Source organism: Bradyrhizobium sp. Pha-3, from assembly GCF_042258615.1.
Classification (GTDB): Bacteria; Pseudomonadota; Alphaproteobacteria; order Rhizobiales; family Xanthobacteraceae; genus Bradyrhizobium.
In genome coordinates this window covers 808,722-821,508 of sequence record NZ_CP170152.1, presented here as the reverse complement: position 1 = coordinate 821,508, position 12,787 = coordinate 808,722, and the positions used below count along the sequence as shown (strand labels likewise).

Annotated in this window: 10 protein-coding genes; 3 read left to right on the top strand and 7 right to left on the bottom strand. The window is 63.3% G+C overall.

Translation table 11 applies throughout. The annotated features are described in order from the left end of the window. Nucleotides 1-11 precede the first annotated feature (11 nt). The 6 genes from ACE10Z_RS03815 to ACE10Z_RS03790 form a co-directional block, all read right to left on the bottom strand. Complete coding sequence (locus ACE10Z_RS03815) at nt 12-1,637, bottom strand: ABC transporter ATP-binding protein (protein WP_375786748.1); 1,626 nt, start codon at nt 1,635-1,637, stop codon at nt 12-14. A gap of 3 nt (nt 1,638-1,640) precedes the next feature. Further along, the gene (locus tag ACE10Z_RS03810) at nt 1,641-2,825 is read right to left on the bottom strand and encodes an ABC transporter permease (protein WP_375786747.1); all 1,185 of its coding nucleotides are present in this window, start codon (nt 2,823-2,825) and stop codon (nt 1,641-1,643) included. After that, nucleotides 2,825-3,934, bottom strand: a complete 1,110-nt coding sequence (locus ACE10Z_RS03805; protein ID WP_375786746.1) for a microcin C ABC transporter permease YejB — start codon at nt 3,932-3,934, stop codon at nt 2,825-2,827. Before ACE10Z_RS03805 ends, ACE10Z_RS03810 begins: the two co-directional genes overlap by 1 nt. Nucleotides 3,935-3,937: 3 nt before the next feature. After that, a complete protein-coding gene (locus tag ACE10Z_RS03800; RefSeq protein ID WP_375786745.1) occupies nt 3,938-5,809 on the bottom strand; it encodes an extracellular solute-binding protein in 1,872 nt (623 codons plus the stop codon). A gap of 16 nt (nt 5,810-5,825) precedes the next feature. Next, entirely contained in the window at nt 5,826-7,727 is a 1,902-nt protein-coding gene (locus ACE10Z_RS03795; protein WP_375786744.1) for an extracellular solute-binding protein, read from the bottom strand. A gap of 215 nt (nt 7,728-7,942) precedes the next feature. Continuing rightward, complete coding sequence (locus ACE10Z_RS03790; protein ID WP_375786743.1) at nt 7,943-8,491, bottom strand: c-type cytochrome; 549 nt, start codon at nt 8,489-8,491, stop codon at nt 7,943-7,945. A 199-nt stretch (nt 8,492-8,690) separates the two neighbouring features. Here ACE10Z_RS03790 and ACE10Z_RS03785 point away from each other — a divergent pair, with 199 nt between their 5' ends. After that, nucleotides 8,691-9,431, top strand: coding sequence for a 3-deoxy-manno-octulosonate cytidylyltransferase (locus ACE10Z_RS03785; protein WP_375786742.1), 741 nt, complete (start codon nt 8,691-8,693; stop codon nt 9,429-9,431). Nucleotides 9,432-9,452: 21 nt separating this feature from the next. Continuing rightward, entirely contained in the window at nt 9,453-10,313 is an 861-nt protein-coding gene (locus ACE10Z_RS03780) for a prephenate dehydratase (RefSeq protein ID WP_375786741.1), read from the top strand. Between the two features lie 147 nt (nt 10,314-10,460). On the opposite strand, the gene ACE10Z_RS03775 is transcribed toward ACE10Z_RS03780, so the two are convergent. Further along, nucleotides 10,461-11,480: an LLM class flavin-dependent oxidoreductase gene (locus ACE10Z_RS03775; protein ID WP_375786740.1), complete on the bottom strand. Its 1,020-nt coding sequence runs from the start codon at nt 11,478-11,480 to the stop codon at nt 10,461-10,463. Nucleotides 11,481-11,871: 391 nt separating this feature from the next. Between ACE10Z_RS03775 and metF the strand changes: the two genes are divergently transcribed. After that, on the top strand, nt 11,872-12,786 hold the full coding sequence (metF, locus tag ACE10Z_RS03770) for a methylenetetrahydrofolate reductase [NAD(P)H] (RefSeq protein ID WP_375786739.1): 915 nt from the start codon (nt 11,872-11,874) through the stop codon (nt 12,784-12,786). Nucleotide 12,787: the final 1 nt, after the last annotated feature.

The following is a 12,787-nucleotide window of genomic DNA, read 5'->3' as shown; positions in this document are numbered from 1 at the left end:
ACATGAGTGGGTTACGTCGCCACCGTTCCGTCGCCGGCCGCTTCGATGCGGAATGCGGCGGCGAACAGCGCGCGGGTGTAGTCGCTCTTCGGGTTCTTGAACAGCTCGGAGGCCGGCCCTTCCTCCTCGACCTTGCCGGATTTCATCACGATCAGGTGGCTCGCGAGCGAGGCCACGACGCGCAGATCGTGCGAGATGAACATGTAGGTCAGGTCGCGCTTGCGCTGCAGGTCGCGCAACAGATCGACCATCTGGGCCTGGAGCAGCATGTCGAGCGCACTGGTCGGCTCGTCCAGCACGACGAAGTTCGGCTCCAGCACGACCGCGCGCGCGATCGAGATGCGCTGGCGCTGGCCGCCGGAGAATTCGTGCGGATAGCGGAACCGCCAGTCGGGATCGAGGCCGACATCCTTCAGCGCCTTGATCACCCGCGCCTCGCGCTCCTCGCGCGACAGCTGCTTCTGGTGCACCTCGAGCCCCTCGGCGATGATGTCTGCGACCGACATGCGCGGGCTGAGCGAGCCGAACGGGTCCTGGAACACGATCTGCATGTCGCGGCGGAACGGCAGCATCTGCTTAAAGCGCAGGCCCTGGATGTCCTTGCCGAGGAACACGATCGGGCCATCGGACGAAATCAGCCGGAGCAGCGCGAGCCCGAGCGTGGTCTTGCCGGAGCCGGATTCACCGACGACGCCGAGCGTCTCGCCCTTGCGCACCGCGAGGCTGACGCCATCGACCGCCTTGATGTGGCCGACGGTCGAGCGCATCAGCCCGCGCTTGATCGGAAACCAGACCTTGAGATTGTCCGTCGACATCACGACCGGCGCGCCCGGCTGCGGCGGGGCCGGATCGGGCTTCGGCTCGGCCGCCAGCAGCGCCTTCGTATAGGCGTGCTTCGGCGCGGTGAAGACCTGCTCGACCGGGCCCTGTTCGACGATCTTGCCGTTGTTCATGACGCAGACGGTGTCGGCGATGCGGCGGACGATGCCGAGGTCGTGGGTGATGAACAACAGGCTCATGCCGAGCCGGGCGCGGATCTCGGCCAGCAAGGCGAGAATCTGCGCCTGGACGGTGACGTCGAGCGCGGTGGTCGGTTCGTCCGCGATCAACAGATCGGGCTCGTTGGCGAGCGCCATCGCGATCATCACGCGCTGGCGCTGGCCGCCGGACAATTGATGCGGATAGCTCTTGAGCCGTGTCTCCGGCTCGGGGATGCCGACCTGGCCCAGCAACTCCAGCGTCCGCGCCCGCGCGGCCGCACCGCTGATGCCGCTGTGCAGCGACAGGATCTCGCCGATCTGGGATTCGATGGTGTGGAGCGGATTGAGCGAGGTCATCGGCTCCTGGAAGATGATCGAGATGTCGTTGCCCCGAATCCCGCGCATCTCGCGTTCCGACGATCCCAAGAGATCGCGGCCCTTGAAACGGATCGCCCCGGAGGGATGCGACGCCGCCGGATAGGGCAGCAGCCTCAATACCGACAGCGCGCTGACCGATTTTCCCGAGCCGGACTCGCCGACCAGCGCCGTGCATTCGCCGCGCTTGATCGAGAAAGAAACGCGATCGACCGCAAGCGAGCGGCCGAAGGCGACGGAGAGGTCGCTGACGTCGAGCAGAGGCTGGTTGGTCGCGTCCATGCGTCAGCCCTTCGAGAACGTCTTGCGCGGATCGAAGGCGTCGCGCGCGGCTTCGCCGATGAAGATCAGGAGCGACAGCATGATCGCGACCGAGAAGAACCCGGTGAGGCCAAGCCACGGCGCCTGCACATTGGCCTTGCCCTGCGACAGCAATTCACCGAGCGAGGGCGAGCCGGGCGGCAGCCCGAAGCCGAGGAAATCCAGCGCCGTCAGCGTCATCACCGAGGACGAGACGATGAAGGGCAGGAACGTCATGGTCGCGACCATCGCGTTTGGCAGCAAATGGCGGAACATGATCACGCGGTTGGAGACGCCGAGCGCGCGCGCCGCCTGGATGTATTCGAAGTTGCGGCCGCGCAGGAACTCGGCCCGGACCAGGCCGACCAGCGAGACCCAAGAGAACAACAGCAAGATGCCGAGCAGGATGAAGAAGCCCGGCGGCAGCACCGCCGAGATGATCAGCAGCAGATAGAGCGAGGGGATCGCAGTCCAGATCTCGATGAAGCGCTGGAAGCCGAGATCGATCCAGCCGCCGAAATAGCCCTGCACGCCGCCGGCGGCGATGCCGATGATCGAGGACAGGATGGTCAGCGTCAGGCCGAACAGCACCGAAATGCGGAAGCCGTAGATCAGCCGCGCCACGACATCGCGGCCCTGATCGTCGGTGCCGAGCCAGTTGTATTCGAGGTCGCGGCAGCCGGTCAGCCCCTTCCGCTTCACCACGTCGGCGCACTGTTTTTCGGTCAGGAGCCAGGTCGGCTTCGACGGCACCGCGGTCGGTGGGTCGAGGTTGCGGCTGTCGTAGGAATAGCGGATCGGCGGCCAGATCATGCTGCCGCCCTTGGCGGCGATCTGCTTCTGCAGATAGGGGTCGCGATAGTCGGCCGCGGTCTCGAAGTCACCGCCGAAGGTGGTCTCGGCATAGGTGAACACCACCGGCCAGTAGAGGCGGCCGTCATATTTGACGACCAGCGGCTTGTCGTTGGCAATGAAATTGGCGAACAGCGACAGCACGAACAGCACGAGGAATATCCAGAACGACCAGTAGCCGCGGCGGTTCGCCTTGAAGTTCTGCCAGCGCCGCTGATTGAGCGGCGACGGCGCGAAGGCGTGGCGGGTGGCGGGGACCGCCTCGCCCATCGGCGATTGCGTCGTGGTCTCGACCGGCTGGGGCGCGAGCATCGTCATCAGACCTCCCGCGCCTCGAAGTCGATCCGCGGATCGATCCACATATAGGCGAGATCGGAGATCAGATTGACCACCAGTCCGACCAGCGAGAAGATGAACAGCGTTCCGAACACCACCGGATAATCGCGGTTCAACACGCTCTCGAAGCCGAGCAGGCCGAGCCCGTCGAGCGAGAAGATGGTCTCGATCAGCAGCGAGCCCGAGAAGAAGGCGTGGATGAACGCGCCCGGGAAGCCCGCGATCACGATCAACATGGCGTTGCGGAAGATGTGGCCGTACAGCACCTGGCGCTCGCTGCAGCCCTTGGCGCGCGCGGTCATCACATATTGCTTGCGGATCTCGTCGAGGAACGAGTTCTTGGTGAGCAAGGTCATCGTCGCGAAGGCGCCGAGCGCCATCGACACCAGCGGCAGCGTCAGGTGCCAGAAATAGTCGATGATCTTCCAGTACCAGGGGAATTGCGACCAGCCGTCCGAGGTGAGGCCGCGCAACGGGAAGATATTGAGGAACGAGCCGCCGGCAAACAGCACGATCAGGAGGATCGCGAACAGGAAGCCCGGGATCGCAAAGCCGACGATGATCACGGCCGAGGTCCAGGTGTCGAACCGCGAGCCGTCCTTCACTGCCTTGCGGATACCGAGCGGGATCGAGATCAGATAGGTCAGCAGCGTCATCCAGATACCGAGCGACATCGAGACCGGCAGCTTCTCCTTGATCAGCTGGATCACGCTGACGCTGCGGAAATAGCTGTTGCCGAAGTCGAACCGCGCGAAATTCCAGACCATCAGCGCGAACCGCTCCGGCGCCGGCTTGTCGAAGCCGAACTGCACCTCGAGCTTCTTGATGAAATCAGGATCGAGCCCCTGCGCGCCGCGATATTTCGAGTTGACGGCGCCGGCCGCCCCCGCGCCCTGGCCGCGCTGCGCGCCGAAATCGCCACCACCACCCGAGACGCGCGAGGTGCCGCCGGTGTCGGCGCCGTTGATCTGCGCGATGACGCGCTCGACCGGACCGCCCGGGGCAAACTGCACGACCACGAAGGAGACGAACAGGATGCCGAGCAGCGTCGGCAGCATCAGGAAGATACGTCGGGCGATATAGGCGCTCATCGGCTACTTCGCCTGCTCGAGCTGCGCGGCCTTGGCGGCATCGTACCACCAATTCTCCGGCGCGCCGACGCCCTGGGTATATTTTGCCAGCTTGTCGGTGTGTCCGAATTGATCCCAATAGGCGATCGGATGCGTGTTGCGGTACCATTGCGGCACCCAGTAGCGACCGGCGCGAAAGACGCGATCGAGGGCGCGGCAAGCAAAGATCAAGTCCGCCCGCGTCTCGGCAGCGATGGCCTTTTCGGTCAATGCGTCGATTGCCGGGTTGGCAACGCCCGCCAGATTGTAGGAGCCTTTGGTGGCCGCAGCCTGGGACGAGAAGTAAGGCCGCAGGCTGTCACCCGGCGTTGCTGACATGGACATACGCTCGGTCGTCACCTCGAAATCGAAAGCCTCGACGCGCGCGCGATACTGCACGGCGTCGATCTGCCGGATGCTGGCATCGATGCCAAGCGGCTTGAGATTCTTGATGAAGCTGGCGTGATGCGGCTGGAACGTCGGCTCATCGAGCAGAAATTCGATTGTAAGCTGCTCGCCATTGGGCAATCGCCGCTTGCCATCCTTGACGACGCATCCCGCCTCGTTGAGCAGTTGCGTCGCCTTTCGCAGCAGCGCTCGGTCCTGTCCTGATCCATCCGACACCGGAGGCACGAACGGCTCGCCGAATACCTCATCCGGCACTTGGCCGCGGAATGGTTCGAGCAGCTTCAGTTCCTCGGGCGAAGGTCGCCCACTCGCCACCATGTCCGAATTCTGGAACGGCGAGACGGTGCGCACATACGCATCGTACATAATAGTCTTGTTGGTCCACTCGAAATCGAAGGCATAGATCAACGCTTCGCGGACACGCGGGTCCTTGAACTTGTCGAGACGGGTGTTGATGAACCAGCCCTGCCCACCGGACGGTGTCTCGTCCGGCAATGTCTCGCGCTTGACCCGTCCGTCCTTGAGTGCCGGGAAATCATACCGCGTCGCCCAGACCCGGGCGGTGAATTCCTCCCGAAACAGATAGTTCTTGCCGGTGAAGCCTTCGAACGCCACGTCGCGGTCACGATAGAATTCGTAGCGCACGGTATCGAAATTGTAGCTGCCGCGATTGACCGGCAAGTCGGCCGCCCACCAATCCTTGATGCGGTTAAACTCGACGTAACGATTGACCTCGAACTTGCCGACCTTGTACGGCCCGGAGCCGAGCGGCACGTCGAGCGTGGACTCCTCGAACTGCCTATTCGCATAGTAGGCCTTCGAGAAGATCGGCAGGCCCGCAACATAAAGCGGCACATCGCGCGCGCGGTTCGGTGCGAAGGTCACGATCACGGTGCCATCGTCCGGCGCCTCGGCCTTCACGAAATCGCGCAGTTGCACCACGATCAACGGATGCCCCTTCTCCTTCAGCGTGTTGAGCGAGAAGGCGACATCCTGCGCAGTCAGCTTCGAGCCGTCATGAAAGCGGGCCTCGGGCCGCATCGTGAAGCGGTAGGTGAGCTTGTCGGGAGAAATCGAGACCGATCTTGCGGCCAGGCCGTACATCGCATCAGGCTCGTCGGCCGCGCGCGCCATCAACGAATCAAAGGTCAGCTCCATGCCCTTCGCGCCCTCACCCTTGAGAATGAACGCGTTGAACGAACTGAATGTGTAGAAGGATTGGTTGTAAGCACGGGTAGAGGGGATCGTCGAGAACACGCCGCCCTTCGGCGCCTTCACATTGACATAGTCGAACTGCTGGAAATCCGCCGGATACTTCAGGTCGCCGAACACCGACATGCCGTGCATTTCGGCTCCGTTGTCGGCCACTGCCGGTGCAGTCCGCAAGCCTGCAGCACTCAACGCACCGATGCCGAGGCCGAGTGCGTGCCGACGGGAGAATAGCGCCATGCGCGGATCCTTGAGCTTATGAACGCTTGAGCTTGGCTGCCTTGTCGGCGTCGTACCACCAGATCGCCGGGAATCCCGAGAGACCGTATTTGGGCAACTCTGCCGGACGGCCGAAGCGATCCCAACGCGCTGTACGCAGCTTCGGATAATTCCACTGCGGAACGACGTAATGGTTCCACAATAACACGCGGTCGAGCGCCTTTGTTGCCGCGACGAGATCTTCACGATCCGTCGCAAAAATCACTCGTTCGATCAATTTATCGATCGCCGGGCTCTTGATGCCGGCGAGATTGCGCGATCCGGCAGTATCCGCAGCTTTCGATCCCCAGTATTCACGCTGCTCGTTGCCGGGCGACAGGGATTCCCCCCAGGACCCGACGACGATGTCGAAATCCCAATTGCGAAGTCGATTCTCGTATTGGATCGGATCGATCGTGCGCACGGAGATCGAAAATCCAAGCCGCTCGAGCGGCGGCTTGTAAGCCAGCATGATCCTCTCGAAATTCGGATCCTCACTCAGCAATTCGATCGAGAACGGCTCTCCGCTCTTGGAATCCACGAGCTTCCGCTCCCGCACTTCGTAGCCGGCCTCCTTGAGCAGACGCGCTGCTTCGCGGAGGTTTTCGCGTACGGCCTCGGGATTGCCGCCGACCGGATTCGTATAGACCGTTGTGAAGACTTCGGCCGGCACCTGATCACGCATGGATTCGAGGATGGCAAGTTCCTTGCCCTGCGGTAGCCCGGTCGCCATCAATTCCTCGGCGCCATCAAAGTAGCTGATGATTCGCTTGTATTGGCCGAAGAACAGCAGCTTGTTGACCTCCTCAAAGTCGAACGCGAAATTCAGAGCGCGGCGAACGCGCGGATCGCTGAATTTGGCACGACGCTGATTCGGAACAAAGGCCTGCATGATGCCCGAACTGCGGTTCGGAAACTCTTCCAACACCACACGCTTGTCGGTGACCGCCGGAAAATTATAGGCGGTCGCCCATGCCTTCGCACTGTTCTCCAAACGCCAATCGATCTGATCGCCCTTGAATGCCTCGATCGCAACCGTCGGATCCCTGAAGTACTCGTAGCGAAGTTCGTCGAAGTTGTTGCGCCCCACGTTGATCGGGAGATCGAGCGCCCAATGATCCTTGACGCGCTCCAGAATGACAGTCCGCCCTGCGACGAACTCCTTGATGCGATAGGCTCCCGACCCGAGCGGCTTCTCCAGCGTCGTCGCGGAAACATCGCGCTTGCGCCCCTCGCTGTCGGTGCCTTCCCACCAGTGCTTGGGCAGCACCGTCAATTCGCCCACGATCTGCGGCAGCTCTCGGTTGCCCGGCATGTCGAACACGAACTTCACGTCACGATCACCGATCTTCTCGGCCCGCACCACATGGCTGTAGTAGGCTGAATACATCGGATGATGCTTCTTGAACGCATCGAGCGAGAAGATCACGTCATCCGCGGTGACGGGTGCGCCGTCATGCCATTTGGCTTGTGGGCGAAGACGGTAGATGACGTACGAGAAATCGTCGGGATAAGTTGCAGACTCCGCGAGCGCCCCGTACTGGGTTGAAACTTCGTCGAGCGACGGCATCATCAGGGGTTCGTAGACCAGCGCGACCGCACCCGCGATCGCGCCCTTCACGCCTGAAACCACCACGTTGAAATTATCAAAAGTGCCGATCGCAATCTGGCGAACGGCACCGCCCTTGGGCGCATCCGGATTGACATAGTCGAACCGCTTGAAGTCGGCCGGGTATTTGACATTGCCGAAAAGCGACAGGGCGTGCCGCCATTTCAGCCCGTTCGGGGCGTCGTCGGCGAGCGCCGGCGTGATCGCCGACAGGCCGGAGTTCAGTCCGAGCGCCGGAGCGAGTGCCGCCAGTGCGCTGCCTTGAAGGAGGTGTCGTCGGGTGATCGCCAAATTCGCTCTTCCTGCTTGCGGCCCCGGTTACATGGGACCCAATATAAGGCAACGGTTCGACAAATTACGTTGCTTTTTCCTCATGATATTGGCCCGGGAACAATACCGGTGCGGCGAAACGTCCCGATAACAACCCCGCGACAACGGATTCCCCATGCGAAAACGGCCAGGCATTGCCTGGCCGTTTCATCCGCATGCTTGCGCGAAGCAATTCGTTACTTCGAAGCGGTCGGGAGCGGAGCCGGATGCTCCGAGTTCGAATTCAGATAGGCGATGATGTCGGCGCGCTCGCTGTCCTTCGGCACGCCAGCGAAGCCCATCGCGGTGCCCGGGACGAAGGCCTTCGGGTTGGTCAGGAACTTGTTCAGGTCATCGAAGGACCAGTCGCCGCCCTTGCCCTTCATCGCGGCCGAGAAATTGAAGCCGCGGCCCTCGCCCTTCTTCTCGCCGACGATACCGAACAGGTTCGGACCGACGCGGTTGGGGCCGCCCTTCTCGAAGGTATGGCAGGCCTGGCACTTCTTGGCGGCGGCAGCGCCCTTCTCGGCGGAGGCGGTCTGCAGCAGCTTCTCGATCGGCTCGGAGGCGGCCGCAGCGGCCTCGCCGCCACCGCCATGGGACTCTTCCTTCACCGCGATCTCAAAACCCGGCTTCTCCGGCAGCTTCGCGGAGAACACCGATCCGGCGGCAAAGCTCATCACCAGGACGACGATGCAGGTGCCGAGAACCGCACCGAGGATTTTGTTGAGTTCGAAGGAGTCCATTTCGGTCAGGCTCCGGGCCTTGAATGTCGACTTCAGGCCGGGAATACGGCCGCGGGGAAAGACCTGGGAATCGGCCTTATCGCACCGCCCCAAGCAGGGTTGAGATATCGGTTTGCCCGCGCTCTGGCAACCCGTATAAACGCGCCGAATTCAACCTCCTCCCCGCCAATTTCCGCAGGCCGGACGGGCCCCGACACGAATGACCCAACCCCGTACCTTGGTGCTGATTCCGGCCCGCATGGCCGCCACGCGCCTCCCTGGTAAACCGCTGCTCGATATCGCGGGCGCGCCGATGATCGTCCATGTGCTGCGGCGGGCCGAGGCGGCCGGGATCGGCCGGGTCGCGGTCGCGACCGACACGGCCGAGATCGCAGCCGCAGTGCAGGCTGCCGGCGGCGAGGTCGTGATGACCCGCCCCGACCATCCCTCCGGCTCGGACCGGATTTATGAAGCGATGACAACCCTCGACCCGGACGGTGACGCCGAGATCGTGGTCAATCTGCAGGGCGATTTCCCGACCATCACGCCCGAGACCATCCAGAGCGTGATGCCGGCGCTCGACGATCCCGCGGTCGACATTTCGACCCTGGCCTCGCGCATCCATAGCGCGGAGGAGGATCAGGCTCCCAGCGTCGTCAAGGCGGTCGGCTCCCCGATCGCGGCAAATCGTTTGCGCGCGCTCTATTTCACCCGCGCCACGGCGCCCTATGGCGACGGACCGCGCTACCACCATATCGGCCTCTATGCCTACCGCCGTGCCGCGCTGGAGCGGTTCGTCCGGTTGCCGCCCTCGCCGCTGGAGCGGCAGGAGAAGCTCGAGCAGCTGCGCGCGCTGGAGGCGGGGATGCGGATCGACATCACCATCGTCGACACCGTCCCCCGCGGCGTCGACACCCCGGCCGACCTCGAAACCGCCCGCAGAATACTTTCCAAAGCCTGACCGGGTGCTAAAAGGCCCGCCATGACCAAGAAGCTGAAAATCGCGTTCCAGGGCGAGCCTGGCGCCAATTCCCATATCGCGATCGTCGAGGCCTATCCCGACGCCGAGCCGATGCCCTGCCCGACCTTCGAGGACGCGCTGGCCGCGATTTCCTCGGGCGAGGCCGATCTCGGCATGATCCCGATCGAGAACTCGGTCGCCGGCCGCGTCGCCGACATCCATCATCTCTTGCCCGCTTCGGGCCTGTTCATCGTCGGCGAATGGTTCCTGCCGATCCGCCACCAGCTGATGGCGATCAAGGGCACCAAGCTCGCCGACATCAGGAGCGTGGAGAGCCACGTTCATGCGCTCGGCCAGTGCCGGCGCATCATCCGCAAGCTCGGCATCCGGCCGATCGTCGCCGGCGACACCGCCGGCAGCGCCCGCGACATCTCCGAGCGCGGCGACAAGAGCGTGGCGGCGATCGCCTCGCGCCTCGCCGCCGATATCTACGGCCTCGACATTCTGACCGAGGACATCGAGGACGAGGCCCACAACACCACCCGCTTCGTGGTGCTGGCCCGCGAGGCCAAATGGGCCGCGCAGGGCTCGGGGCCGCTGGTCACCAGTTTTGTTTTCCGGGTGCGCAATTTGCCCGCCGCGCTTTACAAGGCGATGGGCGGCTTTGCGACCAACGGCGTCAATATGACCAAGCTCGAAAGCTACATGGTCGACGGCAATTTCTTCGCCACGCAATTCTATGCCGATGTCGACGGCCATCCTGATGACCGCGGACTCGCCTTCGCGCTGGAGGAATTGAAATTCTTCTCGCGCGAGTTCCGCATCGTCGGCGTCTATCCCGGCCACCCGTTCCGCGCGACCTTCAGCGAAACGCAGGATTAGGCGGAGCGAACCCAGCCTCTCCACGCGTCGTCCCGGCGAAGGCCGGGACCCAACCACCGGCGTTCGTAGGTAGCAAGGCGACAACCAGTTTGCCCAACAACTGGGGCCGCGGCGTATGGGTCCCGGCCTTCGCCGGGACGACTATCATTATGCCGCCGTCCTCTTGCCGAGCCCGAACGCCTCGGCAAGCAGGCTGTACGACTTCTTCCGCGCCGCGTGATCGTAGACCGCGGTGATCACCATCAGTTCGTCCGCCTGGCTCGCCGCGATCAGCGGCTCCAGCTTCGTCATCACGGTTGCGAGGCTGCCGACAAAGAAGCGGGCGCGGTTGCGCGTGATCGAGGCGCGCTCGGCATCGGTGTAGGGATAGGCCTCGGCCTCCTCGACGCTCGGCAGCGGCAGATACTGACCGCGATCGCGGCGCAGCCGGTTGAGGTCCATCGACATCGCAAGCTGCTCGGCTTCCGCATCGGTCTCGGCCGTGACGACGGCGACCGCCAGGATCGACTGCGGCGCCGCACGCCAGCCCGACGGCTTGAAATGCGCACGATAATTCGTCATCGCCGCGATCGCGTCGTGAGTGGCAAAATGATGCGCGAACGCAAAGCCCATCCCGACCTGCGCGGCGAGCTCGGCGGAATAATCGCTCGAGCCGAGCAGCCAGATCGGCGGCAGCGGCGAATCGTCCGGCATCGCCACCACATTGTTGTAGGGATGGCCGGCCGGGAAATCGCGCGTCTCCCAAAGCGTCAACTCATGCAGCCGCTCGAGGAAGTCGTCGCCCTCGCGGCGATCGAGCCGGCTGCGCAGCGCGTAGGCGGTGGCGCCGTCGGTGCCGGGCGCACGGCCGAGGCCAAGATCGATGCGGCCGGGAAACAGCGCCTCCAGCATCTTGAAGCGCTCGGCAACCACGAGCGGCGCATGGTTGGGCAGCATCACGCCGCCGGAGCCGACACGGATATGCTGCGTCACCGCCGCGATCTGCCCGATCATCAGATCGGGCGCCGGGCTCGCGACCGAGGCGAGGTTGTGGTGCTCGGCGAGCCAGTACCTGACATAGCCGAGACCATCGACATGGCGCGCCAGGTCGATGCTGTTGCGGAGCGCAGCGGCGGGCCTAGTGCCTGTGGTGACGACGGACAGGTCGAGGACTGAAAGCGGGATCATGGCCGACAACCTAATGTGGCGCCACGAGGCGACAAAGACGCCGACCGCGCAGACCAGTCCCGCGCCGGAAAGTCGGCGCTGGTCATCGCGGCGCTTGGGACGAAATACGAAGATTCGTTGACATGCCGACCTGCCCACGAACGATCCGAACATCCATTCCGTTGCGGATTTCTATTTTTATCATTATAATTCAACCGAATAATCCCATTATTAGCCGATCGGGAGTGTGGCCCACTGCCCGTTCCAGATTGCTGATTTTGACCACATCCTCATCGTCAATGGGCAATTTCCCATATACGATGGGCTGTTTCGGCCCACCGATTTCGCCTATCTTGGGGCCTCCCTATCCAGGCCGGACGTCTGCCCTCCAGTTGCGGAGCCCTTGCGTATCATGACCGAGACCATTTCCTCCCTGCCGAACGGGCAGCGTGCGCCGAAAGCGCCGAAAATCTCCTTCGAGTTCTTCCCGCCGAAGACCGAGGAGATGGAGCGCAATCTCTGGGAGACTATCAATCGCCTGGCGCCGCTGACGCCGAATTTCGTCTCGGTCACCTACGGCGCAGGCGGCTCGACCCGCGAGCGCACCCATTCCACCATCACTCGCATCCTTCGCGAGACCGATCTGCTGCCGGCGGCGCATCTGACCTGCGTCAGCGCCTCGCGCGGCGAGATCGACGAGATCGTTGACCGCTATCATGAGGTCGGCGTCCGCCACATCGTGGCGCTGCGCGGCGATCCGCCCGGCGGCATCGGCACGCCCTACTTCACCCATCCCGACGGCTACCAAAGCTCGGCCGAGCTCGTCGCTGGGATCAAGAGGCGCCACGCCGACATCGAGATCTCGGTGTCCGCCTATCCCGAGAAGCATCCTGAAGCCAAGGATTTCGGCACCGACATCGACACGCTGAAGGCCAAGGTGGACGCCGGCGCGACGCGCGCGATCACCCAGGTGTTCTTCGACAACGACCTCTATCATCGCTACGTCGACAGGGTGCGCGCGCGCGGCATCGAGATTCCGATCGTGCCGGGCATCATGCCGATGCACAATTTCAAACAGGCCCGCAATTTCGTCACCCGCGCCGGCACCAGCGTGCCGGACTGGCTCGCCGAGAAATTCGAGGGCCTCGACAACGATGCCGAGACCCGCAAGCTGGTGGCGGCGACCGTCGCCGCCGGCCAGGTGCAGAAGCTGTTCAAGCACGGCGTCGACACCTTCCACTTCTACACCATGAACCGCGCGGACCTGGTGTTCGCGATCAGCCATCTGCTCGGCATCAGGCCGACCGGCGCCCAGAAAGCTGCCTGAA